Below are 14,545 nucleotides of genomic sequence, written 5' to 3'. Positions count from 1 at the left end.
GCAGGTCCGAGCATTCATTCGCTCTCCTGGGCCGTACACGGGCCGTGGGCCGCACTTCCCGCTCTGGGAGGTGCGGCCCACGGCCGTTTCTGCGAGGCGCGTTGAGCTACGTGGCCGGCGGCTCGTTTCGGTCGGCGGCTGCGCCATTGAGCGCCTTGTCGACGGCCCGCCGTGTGCGTGCCTGGCTGTTCGGCATGAGGTGCGTGTACGTCCTCAGCGTGAAACCGGGTCCCCATGCCCCAGGTACTCGGCCAGAGCCTTGACGCTCTCACCGGCGTCCAACAACGCAGGGCTGCACCGCTACTACCGCGATCACGGTTTTGACTTCGTCAGGACTGTCGACCTAGGACACCGCCGCTCCGGAGCGCTCTTCCAGAGAGCCACCTAGGCTTACCCCTCCGCATCTTCCCCTTCGTAGGCCGCTAACGCGGTCTGACGGTGTGTGAACAGGGAACGGAGTGATTCTTGGGCGACGTGGGGGTCGAGTTCGTTCTCGTGCGCATCACGCGCCAGCATGATGCGGGTCTCTGCCTCCAGCGCCGCCCAGGCCTGCCGCGCGCGCTTGTTGGCGACCATCCGCGCATTGCTCCGCAGAAACCCGGAGCCTGCCGAGAACCCCGCTGCCACTAGCGCCAGCACTGCCGCGGCTACCCGTGCATCCTCTGTCGCCAGCCCAGCGGCTCCGGACACACCGGCCAGGAGAGCGGCCGGAAAGCCCAGGGCAACATCCATGTAAGCCCAAAGCTGCGCTCTGCGATGGGCGATGCGTACCTGGCGAACCGCCTCCACGCGCAGGTTCTCAACTTCCGTACGGAACAGAGCCACTCGCGTCAGCGCACCTGCGCCCGCTTCATCGTCGAGATCACTGCCGTTCTGAGATGCGACCACGCGAGGAGGGTCTCAGAAGCGCCCTCGAGATGACAGGAGTTGACTCAAATGCAGCCCAACAACCCCCTGTCGAGTCTCAGAACCAGCAATCCCGGCCGCTACGAAACCCAGAACAGCTCAGTTCTGACTCTTGTCGTCGGTGCAGGTCAGCGGCTCGCTGACCTGCACCGACGGTTTCGTATCAGCGCCGGGGTCCCCCTCGATCCGCCCTGGTGTGCACCGGCGCATGTATCAAATCCTTCCCATCTCAGGTGATCTGGGTAGGACTTGATACATACCCAAGGTTACCGACCGCCTCATGCAACGCCTGGCGGGCTTGCCTCCGACCTTCACCTCGCGCCGGGGCCGCGCTGCTGGGCTACCCCCACGAGATCTGGCCACCTTGGCCTCCGCCGATGAAATCGAGCAGATCTCCCGAGGTGTCTACCGTCGGGCCGACGCGGCACCGACAGCCCACGTCGACGTCCTCGCGGTCTGCACCCGGGCGCCGCACGCGGTCGTATCCGGGGAGTCCGCACTGGCGCTGCACGAACTGATCGACGACATCCCGTACGAGGTGCACATCGCGGTACCACGGGGCACACACCGCCCGGCGATCGCCTATCCCGCGACCCGGACTTCTCAATATGCTGCGGATACCTTCGGCTACGCGATCGACCGGTTCGAAGCTGCTTCAGGCGAGACCATCCCCGTCTTCAGCCCCGCACGTTCCGTCGTGGATGCCATGCGCCTCGGCGGGGCCGCAGGTAGACCCCTCGCGCTCAGCGCCCTCAACCGCTACCTGCGCCGGCACGGTCAGGGCGGTGTCGCCGACCTTCAGGAAGCCGCTCGGACACTCGGTGCCCTGTCCACCATCCGCCCAGCCATCGAAGCGGTGCTCGCCTGATGCCCAACCCCACCCGCGACACAGCCGCCGGGCGTATCTACAACGACCTGCGCAACCTCGCCCGCCGCACCGGGTACCCAAGAGACCAGCTGATGCTCGAATACGTCCTGGAGCGCTTCCTGCTCATAACGTCATCGTGACCGACCTCTTTGGAGAAGGCGAGCACCGCTGCGGAGATGAGCAGGTACGCGCTGGTACCGAGCACGAGTACCGTGACGTCCGGCGCTCCGGTCCATGCCATCTCCAATGGCATGGGGCCGGGCAACCCCTGCCCAAGCCCCAGTCCGATAAAGGTGACGGAAGTCAGCAGGACGCCAACGATCGTTCGGGGGACCACGTGCCGAACCAGTCGTCGCGCTCTTCGTCGGTGCAGTTTTCTGGGCAAGCGGGAGATGTCGGCGATCATCGCCGTGACGAGCAGTGCGGCGACGACGATCAGGGAGAGCATCGTCGATCGATAGCCGCCGTCGTCACTGCGTGCGTCACCACCTGCGGTGACGTTCAGTCCAGACATGAAGGGGCTGTCACCGTCGATCACCTGGTGATTCTGGGCGATCAGCACCAAGACACCCGAGCGGTCATCGGCGAACACCCCGAAGTTGGCGTGAAACGTCGCTAGCTCGCCTTCGTGCCACAACACCTGTCTGCCTCGAATATCGGAGATCCGCAGGCCCATTCCGTAGGTGCTCCCGTAGGCGGGGTCTGAGGCAACACCGTCTGGCGGGGTCTGCACCGACCCGAGCACCGCCGGCGACAGGAACTGACGACCGTCGTGCTCGCCCGTGGACAACGTGTCGGCGAAGGCCGCCAGATCCCGGGCTGTGGAGATCATGTATCCATCGGCCAGCGCAGCCGGGAAGTCCGGCGTTGGCCAAGGCACGTGGGCTCCGAACATCACCAGGTTCCCGCCGGGAAGTTCGCCGTCATCCACCTCATCGGTTGAGGTGTAGGTGTGCGACATTCCGAGCGGATCGAGCACCTCTGACTTCAGCACATCGGCATACGGACGCCCTGTCACCGCCTCGATGATCATGCCGAGGACGGCGTAGTTCTTGTTGCAGTACTGAAACTTCTCTCCCGGTTCGGCCGTCATCTGCACGGTCGCGAGCTCCCGGACTCTCTCCTCCACCTTGAGTTCCGGTTGGAAGAGATCCACCTGGCCCGCCCATTGCGGAAGTCCGCTGGTCTGATTGAGTAGGTGCCGGACTGTGATATCGGCGTACGCCCCTTGAACTCGGAACCACGGTAGGTGCGAGACAACCCGGTCATCGAAGTCCAGCCTGTCCTGCTGCACCAACCGCGCCACCGTCATCGCTGTCAACGACTTGCTCGCAGACCCGATGAAGAATGGGGTGTCGGGTCCGTAATCCTCATTGCCGAGCGCACGAGACTCAGCGATCTCTCCCTTCTCGAAGGTGGCGATCACCGCATCCGGAGTGCCCTGCCCTCGAAGGGACTGTTCGACCATATCCACGGCGGTCGCCGGGCCGCTGCCGCTGCGGCCGGCCGTGTTTACCGACAGTCCAACCGTTCCCGCACCAACCAGCAGTGCGGCAATCCCGACGAAGACGATCGCCCGCAACAGAATGGCGCGTGCGCGCCGCGTGGGAGACGCCACCGGCTTCGGTGTCATGGCCGGCCTTCTGCCATCGGCTGATCAGTCGTGCCGAACTGTGTTTCGACCAGGGCGTTGAAGATCTCCAGGGTCACCCAGTCGTTGTTGACGTTGGCGACCAGGACCTGATCACCGGTGGTCGATGCCATCGCCCAGGTGAAGGAGCCATGGATGCCACCGCCACCGCCGCGCAGAACGACACCATTGGACAGTTCGTGCTCGAAGACGCCGAGTCCGTACCGAAGACCGAACTCGGGGATCCATCCCGAGCCCTCCGTTGAAACGGTTGTCCACATGGCCTGGTGCTGCGCAGCTGGCAGCAGCGCGCCGGAAGCCAATGCGCCGGTGAACCTGCATATGTCGGCGGTGGTCGATACGTGAGCGCCGGCCGCGCCACCCCAACCGGTCGTCATCTCGGTCGCGTCCCACACCTCGCCGATCGGCGGGTTCATCCACCGGGAGTACTGCCGTGGATGTGGATGCGGCCCTCTCAGCCTTCGTTCGTCGGCTCTCGGAAGATAGGTGCCGGATAGCTCAAGCGGCATGATCACCACTCGCTCCAACTCGTCGGCGTAGGACCGGCCGGTCACGGTCTCGATGATCATCCCGGCGAGAAGGAAGTTTGTGTTCGAGTAGCCGAATCCGCTGCCGGGTTCGAAAGCCGGTGGCATCTCCATCGTTCGGCGCACCATCTCCTCTGCGGTGACGATGTCGAAACGGTGGTCGCGAAATGCCGGCGTGTGGAGTCGTCGTAACTCTTGTTCCGAGTTGCCGATGTTGGCGATTCCGCTGGTCTGGTTGAGCAGTTGCCGGATGGTGATCTTGCTGCCGTCGTGGCCGTTGCCTTTGACGGCACCGGGCAACCACTTCTCGACGGTGTCATCCAGGCTCAGCCGCCCCTCGGCTTCGAGCTTGAGCACCACCGTTGCGGTGAAGGCCTTGCCGAGGCTTCCGATGCGGAAGCGCTCACCCGGTTCACGGCGGCGGCCGGTTGCCATGTCGGCCATCCCCGCGGCACCGAACCACACCTGTTCTCGGCTGCGGATCTCAGTGACGATGCCTGGGGATCCGGCATCGTCGACGGCCCACCGGAGCAGCGGTTGGAGAGAGCTGGTCATGTCGTGTCCTTTCGGCGTGGTTTCTGCTGTCGCGACTGTCCGTTCCGCGGACCTTCCGCGGACCTTGGCGTCAGAGAGGAGGCCGGGCCGCAGTGCCGCGCGAATTGGCCCCGGCCCGGGGGACCGCGGCTGCCTCAGCCATTCGAGCCGCGCAAGATTCGGTGCACGACTGTGCGTTGGCACATCCGGCGCGTGGACCGGCAGCCGCCTCATCGCTGATCGTCGTGAAGGGTGGCAAGCCTGGTGGCGGTGACGAGTTCGGCGGCGTAGTGGGCCATGTCGAGTTCGGGCTGGCTTCGCAGTAGTAACGGCAGCGCTTCCAGCGGGCGTTGGATCATCGCCGCGATCACCAGCGGGTCGAACCGGCGAAACTCCCCAGTGGACTGTCCCCGCTCAAGGACACCGAGCAGGTAGCTCATCACGCCGCCGTGCGGATCGGCCTGAGCCGCAGCGGGATTCTCGGCCTCGTCGTGTACGGCGGCGAAGATCGATTGCAGTGCTCGCAGTCGCGACCGGTGGCTATCGACGTAGCAGACGACGCCGGTGATGTAGGCGCTCAACTCTGCTCCCGCTGCCTCCGGCGGCGGATACGGCCAATCTGCCGGAGGAAGGATCGGGCGCGTGGCCGTGTCGACCTCCATCCGCTCGATCAGGAACTCGTTGATCGAGGAATAGATGTCTGAGATCACCGCCTGCATCAGGTCCGACTTGCTGGAGAAGTGGTACGAGATCAATCGAGTGCTGCTCAACCTGCCTTGCTGGGCGATCCGAGCGAACGTCGTCCGGGCGAACCCCAGTTCCGCGACCGTTTCGATCGTGGCTTCGATGATCTGCTTCTGCCGGGGCGCCGACGGCGACCGGCCTCCCGTCTTCGACGTTGCTCGGTTCAACGCTCGTGGCCGGCTTGCTGTCATAGGTCGCTCCACCTAGGGTCTTACTTAGCTGAGTAAAACATAGCAGAGGGAAGTGCCATGGAACATCAGAGGACTCGCAAGGAACCGCCCCGCAGGAGCAATCAGCGCGCCGCGTGGACGCTCATGGCGCTCACCCTGATCAGCGCAGAACTGACCTTCCTGGCGGTGGCGTTACCGGCGATGTGGCTCATATTCCCGCTGCTGTTCCCGATGTACGGGGCCGGCGTGCTGCTGATCCGCGAACTGGTCGTCCGCACCGGCGGTGGCTGGCCAAGCCTGATCGTCATGGGCGTGGTCTACGAACTGGTCGAGGACGTCTTTGGCCTGCAAGCCCTGACCAGCGAGGTCCTGTACAACGCGGCCCACTGGGGTCCGCGCATCTTCGGCATCAACACGGCATACTGGGAAGTCCAGATCGGCTATCACATCGTGTTCAGCGTGCTGATCCCCATCGTGGTCACCGACCTGATCTTCCCCGACTTTCGATCGAAGCCCTATCTCAGACGGCGCGGGGTGATCATCACCGCCCTCAGTGCCGTCGTCGGCGTCGTGATCGTACGCGTCCTGTTCGCGGGGACCCAGGATCCCGGGCACCAAGCCCCGTGGCCGTTCGTCGCCACAGTGGTGGTGATCATCGCCGTGCTGTGTGTCGTCGCACTGCGAATCATTCCGCGTCGACTCTCGGTCACCTCCCCGACTGCTGCCGGCCAGCACGCCAATCGCGTGCCGAGCCCAGCGATCGCGGGCATCGGCGCATTCGTATCGACGCTGGCCTTCATCGGTCTCTTGATGCCCCTGGACACTCAGGAGCAGCGCCCAGCAGCCGGCGACGGCTGGTGGGTCTACCCGGCCATGGTCGTGGCCGGCGGTCTGGCGATCGGAGCACTGCTCCTGATCCGCCACTGGAATTCAGGTTCTGGATGGACCGACACGCATCGGATCTGGCTCATCGGTGGCAGCCTCGTCGGGCACACCCTGTTCATCGTGATCGCCACGATCCTGCATCCCGCCGACCAGCTGACGAACACCCTCGCGTACACCGCTGGTCCGGCCATGATCGTCGGCACGATCGCCGCACTGGCCAGACTCAACCGCACCGTGCGGACGCGCGCATCGACCGACCCCGCCACGGTGGCCATGGCTCGATGACTACTGGCCGGGCGGCCGATTGCGACGTTACTGAACCGTCCCGCCACGATGGCTGTTGGCGTTGTTCGTGGCCGCATTCGCCGTCTACACCCACGACTACGTGATCGCCGGTTTGCTAACAGAACTTGCCCGTGACCTCGGAGTCCCCGAGGGGCAGGCAGGACAACTGGTCGCGGTCTTCTCGGTGACCATCGCCTTGACCGCTCCCGCCGCTGGCTATGTCAGTTTCGTCTGACACCGTTTGTCGGTCTCGTTCGACACCACATGGGCGCCTAACGAGGCAGGAATGTCGGCTTCGTCGGACACCACTTTCGGATCCCTTACTACGGCCGCTCGGCGAGTTGTCGAGTGATGTGGGCGAGTCGGTAGGAGTCGGAGCCCGTTTCGATGATGGTGCCGCCGAAGGTGAGTCGGTCGACGATGGCGGCGCACAAGCGTGGGTCGGTGAAGGTCTTGGTCCAGCCGGAGAAGGACTCGTTGGAGGCGATCGCGACCGAGGCCTTCTCCTCCCTCTCGGTCGCGTGTCGTCCGCGAGATCCCAAGCGTCGACCATGGCGTTGAGGTCGTCGATGGAGTCGGCTTCGGGGATGGGGACGAGGTGGTTGCGGCGGAACCAGCCGATGTCGCCCTCGACACCGCCCTTCTCATGCGCACCTTGCACGCCGGGCTGACAGTAGAACGCCTCGATGCCGTAGTGGGACCGGAACGCGGTCCACCGGTCCGCTTCCACGCGCTGGCGGGAGAGGCCGATCACGCTGGCGACCGCGGCCTTGAGGTTGTCGTACCTGACCTTGCCTGTGGGGACGCCACCGAGGATACGGAAGGCGTGGCGTGGCCCTCGAAGAATGCCTCCTGACCCGCTGAGGCGCTGATCCGGTGGACGGACTTGCCGGAGTACGACAGGCGCAGGCTGAACAGGGCGCAGGTCACCAGCTCGCCGCGAAGTCGGACGACGACCTCGCCGAAGTCGACCTCCGCCTCACGCCCAGGCAGATGGGTCTGCGGGATGAACGTGTTCGCCGGCTCCCGACCGATGCGGATCTCACGCTGTCGGGTGGCGACGTAGTCGCGCACCACCCCGTACGACACGACCCCGGCAGCGTCGTGCTCGTCCAGCAGCCGATCGAAGATTCTCTTCGCGGTGTGCCGCTGCTTCCTCGGTGCGTCCAAACCGTCTCGCAGCCAGCCGTCGATGACATCCCGGTAACGGTCAAGCCGGGACCCTCTCTTCGGTGGTGGCTTCGGCTGTTTGGGCCACGCCGACTCCAACGCGGCAGCGACGGTGCGGTACCCGATACCGTGCTTGCGCTGCAGAGCGCGCTTGGACAACCCCGCCTTGGCGTCGCGTCGGATCGCGGCGTACAGGTCGACGCGTGAGGTGGGTGCGCGCGCCATGACGCTCAGACCCAACCCAGTGGCAGATCAGTTTGTCCCTTGGCGGACGTCCGTCCCGTGCTCGGCGAACGCCTTGAAGTCCTCCATGTGCTGCTGCGACTGCTTGCGGAAAGAGCCAGGCATCACAAGCCCCACCAGCCGCACCAGCAATCCGTCGAACCGGAATTCGCTCTCGCTCTCCCACTGCGTGGTGTCCGGACCGGCTGCGATCAGCCGGTCGCGCTGGGCCTGCCACATGCCCTCGCCGGCGATCTCGCGGTCGTAGTGCACGACGACAGAACTGGGGATGGCGTGCAGGTCTTCAGGTTCCAGGCGCGTGATGGTCTCGGTGGCCTCCATCCTCTGCTTCCCCATTTGAAACACGACTCGCGAGGTGGTGCCGAGCTGGCCGTGCGCTCCGTCCACCGGCTCGTGCAGTACCAGGCCCCGCAGCCACTTCGGCATGTGCGCCGGGTCCGCGAGCATCTGGAGCACCTTCTCCCGCGGCAGGGCGATCTCGATCGAGGTGGTGTACTTCATCAAGCGTTCCCTCCGGGGGCGTAGAACACGGTGGTGGCCTTGACGGCGGCCGCCACGTGATCCGGATCGCCACCGGCGGCCAGGTGAGCTTCGCCCCATGCCGCAGCGCTGCGCCGCACGAACTCGCGCCCCGTGGGCGAGGCCTGGAACTCCTCGTGATCGAGGGTCTCGCCGTCTGCCAGGAACCGGGCCAGGGTGAGGAGATGCAGGTCCCAGCCCACACCGCCGGCACCGGGGCCGTAGGTCGGGAACATGGGCTCCCCGACGGCCGCTGCATGGACCAGTTCAAGCTCGGTGTCCCCGGCAGGGCCCGGGGACAGGCGCACCTCGACCTCGCTCGTGCCTGGCCACTCGTCGGCGTCCGGCCCGAAGAGCCAGGACACCCGCAGCAGACGCGGCGGCTCGCACCGGAGGATCTCCCCGTGCTCACCGCCGTCCAACTCGAACGACCCGCCGAGCCGCAGGTCTCCGGTGACCGACTTCAACCAACGGCCCAGCCGCTCAGGGTCGGTGATGGCGTTCCACATGTCGTCGACCGGCGCGTCGTAGCGACGCCGCAACTCCATCGTGTACGCGTCGCCGGCGGGCAGGGTCGCTGTTCCCATCGTCCGGCGCGCAGCGGCCAGTTCGTCCAGTACGTCCTTCATGTCATGTTCCTTTCGCTGGCGGATCGGCCTTGCCAACACCTGGGGTCCGGGATGCACGCCTGCCGCGGGCCAGCTCAGTGCCCAGGGCATCGAGCCTCTGATCCCAGAACCCGCGAAACCGGTCCAACCACACATCAACCTCGCTCAGCGACGTGGGTTCGACGGCGTAGAACCGGCGAGCCCCCTCAGCCCGAACCGACGCGAACCCGTTCTCACGCAGAACGCGCAGATGCTGCGAAACAGCCGGCTGGGACAGTGTGAACTCCGCCCGGATCACGTCTGTGATCGCGCCGGAGGTCTGCTCACCGTCGGCGAGAAGCTCCAGAATGCGCCGACGCACCGGGTCGCCGAGGATGTCGAATGCGTGCACGAATTAGAAGCATGCCAGCTCGCACTTATATAAGCAAGGGCTGGTATTGCCGCGTTACCTCCGGTGTCGACGCACGTCGACACCGGGCACGCCCCATCGATGCTGGTGTCGAACGAGACCGACATCCGGTGTCAGGTGAGACCGACGTAGCCACGCCGCGGCAGTTGCTCTGGGGCGCATGCTTTCCCAGCTCTTCTTTGCCATGTCTGCAATCAACGCGGCGGCAGCTCCGGCGGCTACAAGGCGTCGCTTCAGCGGGCTATGGGCTGGCGCCATGCTTCCCTGGCGAAGGCAACGCGAGCCACGTAGCGAACTTCACGATCGGTAGAAACGACTACCTGGGCGCTTCCGTCGTCAAGGCGGTCGACGAGATCTGTGTCTGTCGACCGTGGTGGTGGACTCGTGCCGGAATCTCCCGTGGATCACAAGCAACGGAATAGTCGGGGCACGCTCAGCAGGTCGTCCATGACCTCGACGGGACCGCGGCAGGCGGAAGGCTGTCCCGGTGCACTTGTGTGCACCCGATGTGCACCGGGCCATCGGAACATCCGCTTATATGCAGGTCACATGGGTTTCTGTGCTCTACTTCGGCATCTGAGACCGGGGCCGGGCGAACCGGTCTTCGCGGTACGGGAATTGATGACCCGCGGAAGCGCCCCTGCGAGCGCCTTCCGCGGGTCATCGTCTTTCCCGCCCTCATGTGCCCGGAAGTGCACCGGGTGTCGGACGGGCTGTCGAGCAGTCAGGTGCCGCCGTCAATGGGATTGCAACCCCCCACACGAGCCCGAGGGCCGGCAAAGCAAACCAAGTTCGGGGCCTCGGTGTTGATGCCGGTCGCTGCTGGCCTGCCGGCAGGCCGTCGACGTGACCGGTGGGGCCTCCAGGCGGCCGGGTCAGACCGACGTGGCTCAAGGTGCGCGGGACGCTTGCGTCCCGCGCAGCATGGGTGGGCGGGCAGTCGCGGGGAGAGTTGCACGTCTCAGTCGTCTCAGGCCGCGGTTGTCGGGTTCGCTGATTCTGCGGCGCGGTGGTATTCGGCGTTTATGCGCTGGGCTTCTTCGAGTTGGTCCTCGAGGATGATGATGCGGCAGGCTGCCTCGATGGGGGTCCCCTGGTCGACGAGCTCCCGGGCCCGGGCGGCGATGCGCAACTGGTAGCGCGAGTAGCGGCGGTGGCCGCCCTCTGATCGGAGCGGCGTGATGAGGCGGGCTTCTCCGATGGCGCGGAGGAAGCCCTGGGTGGTGCCGAGCATCTCGGCGGCCCGGCCCATCGTGTAGGCGGGGTAATCGTCGTCGTCGATACGGCTGAACGAGTCGTCTGCTGTCATCGCACCTCTCTGTGGACGCATGGAGGGGTCCTGGTGCCGTACGGCACCAGGACCCCGAAGGAACTGCTACACCATCTGCCGACCTTGATACTGCGTCGGCTTCCTGTTTCCGCAAACCCGACCGAGATGCTGTCGAGGGTGCGGGGATCGCGGTTGCTTGACCGGAGACCACCTCACTATCGATGTCCTGCGGTACCCGGGCTCAAAAATCCGCCCGGGCGATCCTGATGGCGCCTGGCTCCTCCGCTTCTTCCTCTGGGATCGATCACTTACCTACTGCTGGTGATGCGAACTGCTGGCGGCCTGTAACAGCGCCGCCCCTTCGGCAGCCGGCCCCGTCGCCTGTCCTGCGTCTGCTCTGGCTTGGAATCCCACTGCCGACTTCCCGGTGCGCGCGTCCGCAGCCGACGCCTTCACCGAGGTACTGCTCACTGACTTCACTGCTGGGTACTGCGGTCCTGCTCATGGCGGCCCCTGATGCTGCGGCCACCCGGTCCGGTCGTCAGTCCGTCGCCGTCCTGCAACAACTGTGGCTTCGGAACTCCACAACCGCACCGTCCTGCGAACTACGGGTACTGCTTGCCGGCAGTTCGTCTCTGCCAGGCCCTGCTGTCTCTCTGGGCTACGGGAGAAACCTTAACCACGCCAGCACCCCATGTCTACTCCGGCCGACATAGATTTTTGGAAGTCCGACGGTGAGGTAATCGGCCTCGAGCGGCCCGCGATCGCAGCCGGGGCCCCTGAGGCGGTGGTCCTGATGGTTTCGGAGCACGTCACCGACGCCCTGCATGACCGGCCCCTGCATGACCGCAGTCCGCAGGTCCCAGCGCATGCATGCCTCGCGATCTGAACGGAGTGGCACCGGAGGACTCGGCCGGCCCACGGCCGCCCCTCCCCGCCCGCGCCACCGCGGCCATCACCCGGACGCCCGGCGAGGGCGACCGTAAGCGTCCCTCGCCCGGCAGCCCCGGGGCAGAGGTACCGGCAGCGCTCACCGGATCAGGGGCTCTCCCGGTCGCCCTCGCCGGGCAGTCGGATGGCCCAAGAACTTCGGCGTTCCGGGTGGATCAATATCTATCCCCGCGGGGTGAGGGTTTGATCCGTCGGGCTGGGAGTGTTTTTGCCGCAACGAACAGAGTGGACTTATCTGACGTCTGCAGGCCGCGATCGCGTGCTACTGTCGATGTCAGTTGCAGTCTTGTGTTCCCAAAACTTCCAACGCTCCCGGTGGTGTCTTTCCTCCACCGGAGGCGTTTTTGTATTTCCGGGTATTTCCCGGTCGGGGCATCATCGCGACGACCCGGTACCCGTGCGTTGCGGGCCCGGCGTACTGCCCCAAAGGGAGATATCGCATGACATCTGGCACCGTGAAGTGGTTCAACGCCGCCAAAGGGTTCGGCTTCATCGAGCAGGACGGTGGCGGTCCTGACGTGTTCGCCCACTTCTCGAACATCGCCGCCCAGGGCTTCCGTGAGCTGCTCGAAGGTCAGAAGGTCACCTTCGACATCGCGCAGAGCCAGAAGGGCCCGACGGCCGAGAACATCGTTCCCGCCTGACGCTTCGCACACCTTGTAGCCGGCGTGGCTCGCCGGGCGGGGCCAGCTGCGGGAATATTCCGCAGTGGTTTCGCCTGTGGGACGAACCGCAGCCTTCGGACCCCTCCTCATCTGCACACGCCGACGTCCTGGATCACACGTCCACATGACGTCCCTGATTTCATCCCCTGGACCCGCACCGGATTCGCTGCGGGGCCAGGTCCACATTCCATTCGGCCCGTTCTTGAGATCCCCCGCGCTGCTCTTCCGCTGCGGGAATTCCTTGATACGTGCCGTATCAAGGAAAGGTTCTGAATGAACCCCGCACGTACGAACGACCGCTCTTCCCGCAGGCGCACCGGCGGTCCCGCTTTCGGCTCCGGCAGCGCCGGTACGGGCCGGGGCGGCCGCTTCGGTGTGCCCGCCCCGAGCCGTTCTGCCGGCCGGCGCCGCTCAGGCGGCCACGGCCGGCGGCCCGCAGCGGTGCAGGGCGAGTTCGCCCTGCCGAAGATGACCACTCCCGCGCTGCCGGCCGTGGAGGCATTCGCCGACCTCGACATGACCGAGCGGCTGCTGGCCGCGCTGACCGCGCAAGGCGTGAGCGTGCCGTTCCCCATCCAGGGTGCGACCCTGCCCAACACCCTCGCCGGCCGCGACGTCCTCGGACGCGGGCGCACCGGCTCCGGCAAGACCCTCGCCTTCGGCCTGGCCCTGCTGGCCCGCACCGCCGGCCAGCGCGCGGAGCCCCGCCAGCCGCTGGCTCTGATCCTCGTACCGACGCGTGAGCTGGCGCAGCAGGTGACCGATGCCCTGACCCCCTACGCCCGCTCGGTGAAGCTGCGCCTTGCCACCGTCGTCGGTGGAATGTCGATCGGCAGGCAGGTCAGTGCGCTGCGCGGTGGCGCCGAGGTCGTCGTCGCGACGCCGGGCCGCCTCAAGGACCTCATCGACCGCGGCGACTGCCGGCTGAACCAGGTAGCGGTCACCGTCCTGGACGAGGCGGACCAGATGGCCGACATGGGTTTCATGCCCCAGGTCACCGCGCTCCTGGATCAGGTCCGCCCCGAGGGCCAGCGGATGTTGTTCTCCGCGACCCTCGACCGCAACGTCGATCTCCTGGTCCGCCGCTACCTCACCGACCCGGTCGTGCACTCCGTCGACCCGTCCGCAGGTGCGGTCACCACGATGGAGCATCACGTGCTGCACGTCCACGGAGCCGACAAGCACCGGACGACGACGCAGATCGCGGCGCGCGAAGGCAGGGTGATCATGTTCCTCGACACCAAGCACGCCGTCGACCGGCTGACGAAGGACCTGCTGTACAGCGGGGTACGGGCAGCCGCCCTGCACGGCGGGAAGTCGCAGCCGCAGCGCACCCGAACCCTGGACCAATTCAAGGCCGGGAACGTCACCGTGCTCGTGGCGACCAACGTCGCAGCGCGCGGCATCCACATCGACAGCCTCGACCTTGTCGTCAACGTCGACCCGCCGACCGACCACAAGGACTACCTCCACCGCGGCGGACGCACCGCACGAGCCGGTGAATCCGGCAGCGTCGTCACCCTGGTCACCCCCGACCAGCGCCGCACCATGAGCCGCCTCATGGCGGCCGCCGGCATCTCGCCCCAGACCACCCAGGTCCGCTCCGGTGAGGAGGCACTCAGCCGGATCACCGGCGCCCAGGCCCCCTCCGGCATCCCCGTGACGATCACCGCGCCGGTGACAGAAGGTACGCAGAGGCGCAAGCGCAGCGCATCCTCACGCGGCCGACCCGGCCCCGCTTCGGCTGACCGGCGCGTGAAGGTGCGGCGCTCCTCCTTCGGCGCGGCGGCCTAGATGTATTGCCTCGTGAGGTTGGGGACGCGGCTGGCGGGTGGTTGGCCGCCGAGCGCGGTGTGTGCGCGGTGGTGATTGTAGGTGTGCAGCCAGTTGGGGAAGGCGTCGCGTCGTTGGGTCTCGGAGCGGTAAGGCCGGGCGTAGGCCCACTCCTCCAGCAGGGTGCGGTTGAGACGTTCGACCTTGCCGTTCGTCTGGGGCCGGTAGGCGCGAGTGCGCTTGTGCGTGATCCCGGCCGCGGCCAGCGTGTCGCGCCACAGACGGGACTTGTAGCAGGCGCCGTTATCGGTGAGCACGCGTTCGACGGTGATCCCGCAGACGGTGAAGAATGCCTGCGCCCGGGTCC

Annotated in this window: 15 protein-coding genes and 2 pseudogenes; 5 read left to right on the top strand and 12 right to left on the bottom strand. The window is 66.1% G+C overall.

Translation table 11 applies throughout. From position 1 onward, the window contains the following. Positions 1 to 106 precede the first annotated feature (106 nt). Positions 107 to 285, bottom strand: a pseudogene (locus tag H343_RS36185) (site-specific integrase); the annotation flags it as partial. 105 nt (positions 286 to 390) lie between these two features. After that, complete coding sequence (locus H343_RS0127385; RefSeq protein ID WP_486587078.1) at positions 391 to 888, bottom strand: hypothetical protein; 498 nt, start codon at positions 886 to 888, stop codon at positions 391 to 393. A gap of 298 nt (positions 889 to 1,186) precedes the next feature. Here H343_RS0127385 and H343_RS0127380 point away from each other — a divergent pair, with 298 nt between their 5' ends. Then, positions 1,187 to 1,774: a type IV toxin-antitoxin system AbiEi family antitoxin domain-containing protein gene (locus H343_RS0127380; RefSeq protein WP_028433724.1), complete on the top strand. Its 588-nt coding sequence runs from the start codon at positions 1,187 to 1,189 to the stop codon at positions 1,772 to 1,774. A 37-nt stretch (positions 1,775 to 1,811) separates the two neighbouring features. Here H343_RS0127380 and H343_RS33700 read toward each other — a convergent pair whose 3' ends face one another. The 3 genes from H343_RS33700 to H343_RS0127360 form a co-directional block, all read right to left on the bottom strand. Next, entirely contained in the window at positions 1,812 to 3,407 is a 1,596-nt protein-coding gene (locus tag H343_RS33700; RefSeq protein ID WP_078506153.1) for a serine hydrolase domain-containing protein, read from the bottom strand. Further along, positions 3,404 to 4,507 carry a serine hydrolase domain-containing protein gene (locus H343_RS33195; RefSeq protein WP_051266207.1) on the bottom strand — a complete coding sequence of 368 codons (1,104 nt, stop codon included), beginning with the start codon at positions 4,505 to 4,507 and terminating at the stop codon, positions 3,404 to 3,406. The genes H343_RS33700 and H343_RS33195 overlap by 4 nt, the downstream gene beginning before the upstream one ends. A gap of 209 nt (positions 4,508 to 4,716) precedes the next feature. Beyond that, positions 4,717 to 5,421 carry a TetR family transcriptional regulator gene (locus tag H343_RS0127360; protein WP_078506152.1) on the bottom strand — a complete coding sequence of 235 codons (705 nt, stop codon included), beginning with the start codon at positions 5,419 to 5,421 and terminating at the stop codon, positions 4,717 to 4,719. Between the two features lie 123 nt (positions 5,422 to 5,544). On the opposite strand from H343_RS0127360, the gene H343_RS33190 reads away from it, so the two are divergent. Further along, positions 5,545 to 6,570: a hypothetical protein gene (locus tag H343_RS33190; protein ID WP_051266204.1), complete on the top strand. Its 1,026-nt coding sequence runs from the start codon at positions 5,545 to 5,547 to the stop codon at positions 6,568 to 6,570. 67 nt (positions 6,571 to 6,637) lie between these two features. Continuing rightward, positions 6,638 to 6,805, top strand: coding sequence for a hypothetical protein (locus H343_RS34620; protein ID WP_486587077.1), 168 nt, complete (start codon positions 6,638 to 6,640; stop codon positions 6,803 to 6,805). A gap of 88 nt (positions 6,806 to 6,893) precedes the next feature. On the opposite strand, the pseudogene H343_RS34615 reads toward H343_RS34620, so the two are convergent. The 6 genes and pseudogenes from H343_RS34615 to H343_RS0127320 form a co-directional block, all read right to left on the bottom strand. Beyond that, positions 6,894 to 7,088: pseudogene (locus H343_RS34615) on the bottom strand (ATP-binding protein); the annotation flags it as partial. Between the two features lie 232 nt (positions 7,089 to 7,320). Beyond that, complete coding sequence (locus tag H343_RS33185) at positions 7,321 to 7,965, bottom strand: hypothetical protein (protein ID WP_028433719.1); 645 nt, start codon at positions 7,963 to 7,965, stop codon at positions 7,321 to 7,323. A gap of 27 nt (positions 7,966 to 7,992) precedes the next feature. Continuing rightward, the gene (locus tag H343_RS0127335) at positions 7,993 to 8,484 is read right to left on the bottom strand and encodes an SRPBCC family protein (RefSeq protein ID WP_028433718.1); all 492 of its coding nucleotides are present in this window, start codon (positions 8,482 to 8,484) and stop codon (positions 7,993 to 7,995) included. Next, positions 8,484 to 9,131 carry an SRPBCC family protein gene (locus tag H343_RS0127330; RefSeq protein WP_037905489.1) on the bottom strand — a complete coding sequence of 216 codons (648 nt, stop codon included), beginning with the start codon at positions 9,129 to 9,131 and terminating at the stop codon, positions 8,484 to 8,486. Before H343_RS0127330 ends, H343_RS0127335 begins: the two co-directional genes overlap by 1 nt. A gap of 1 nt (position 9,132) precedes the next feature. Then, positions 9,133 to 9,501, bottom strand: coding sequence for a metalloregulator ArsR/SmtB family transcription factor (locus H343_RS0127325; protein ID WP_028433716.1), 369 nt, complete (start codon positions 9,499 to 9,501; stop codon positions 9,133 to 9,135). Positions 9,502 to 10,489: 988 nt separating this feature from the next. Beyond that, positions 10,490 to 10,828 (bottom strand): MerR family transcriptional regulator, encoded by a 339-nt coding sequence (locus H343_RS0127320; protein ID WP_028433715.1) that lies wholly within the window; start codon positions 10,826 to 10,828, stop codon positions 10,490 to 10,492. Positions 10,829 to 12,180: 1,352 nt separating this feature from the next. On the opposite strand from H343_RS0127320, the gene H343_RS0127310 reads away from it, so the two are divergent. Then, a complete protein-coding gene (locus tag H343_RS0127310) occupies positions 12,181 to 12,384 on the top strand; it encodes a cold-shock protein (protein WP_028433713.1) in 204 nt (67 codons plus the stop codon). A 294-nt stretch (positions 12,385 to 12,678) separates the two neighbouring features. Continuing rightward, complete coding sequence (locus tag H343_RS0127305) at positions 12,679 to 14,199, top strand: DEAD/DEAH box helicase (protein ID WP_028433712.1); 1,521 nt, start codon at positions 12,679 to 12,681, stop codon at positions 14,197 to 14,199. Here H343_RS0127305 and H343_RS0127300 read toward each other — a convergent pair. Beyond that, the coding region (locus tag H343_RS0127300) for an integrase core domain-containing protein (protein WP_028433711.1) at positions 14,196 to 14,545 on the bottom strand (350 nt) is incomplete at its 5' end. The genes H343_RS0127305 and H343_RS0127300 overlap by 4 nt on opposite strands.

The sequence above is a fragment of the Streptomyces sp. TAA204 genome (assembly GCF_000424965.1).
This window is presented reverse-complemented; position numbering and strand designations above follow the sequence as displayed.

Bases quoted from the DNA above. Each gene is read 5' to 3' on its own strand.
- H343_RS33185 (WP_028433719.1), bottom strand. From the start codon at position 7,965: ATGGCGCGCGCACCCACCTCACGCGTCGACCTGTACGCCGCGATCCGA.
- H343_RS33700 (WP_078506153.1), bottom strand. From the start codon at position 3,407: ATGACACCGAAGCCGGTGGCGTCTCCCACGCGGCGCGCACGCGCCATT.
- H343_RS0127380 (WP_028433724.1), top strand. From the start codon at position 1,187: ATGCAACGCCTGGCGGGCTTGCCTCCGACCTTCACCTCGCGCCGGGGC.
- H343_RS0127360 (WP_078506152.1), bottom strand. From the start codon at position 5,421: ATGACAGCAAGCCGGCCACGAGCGTTGAACCGAGCAACGTCGAAGACG.
- H343_RS0127330 (WP_037905489.1), bottom strand. From the start codon at position 9,131: ATGAAGGACGTACTGGACGAACTGGCCGCTGCGCGCCGGACGATGGGA.
- H343_RS0127305 (WP_028433712.1), top strand. From the start codon at position 12,679: ATGAACCCCGCACGTACGAACGACCGCTCTTCCCGCAGGCGCACCGGC.
- H343_RS33195 (WP_051266207.1), bottom strand. From the start codon at position 4,507: ATGACCAGCTCTCTCCAACCGCTGCTCCGGTGGGCCGTCGACGATGCC.
- H343_RS33190 (WP_051266204.1), top strand. From the start codon at position 5,545: ATGGCGCTCACCCTGATCAGCGCAGAACTGACCTTCCTGGCGGTGGCG.
- H343_RS0127310 (WP_028433713.1), top strand. From the start codon at position 12,181: ATGACATCTGGCACCGTGAAGTGGTTCAACGCCGCCAAAGGGTTCGGC.
- H343_RS0127335 (WP_028433718.1), bottom strand. From the start codon at position 8,484: ATGAAGTACACCACCTCGATCGAGATCGCCCTGCCGCGGGAGAAGGTG.
- H343_RS0127320 (WP_028433715.1), bottom strand. From the start codon at position 10,828: ATGACAGCAGACGACTCGTTCAGCCGTATCGACGACGACGATTACCCC.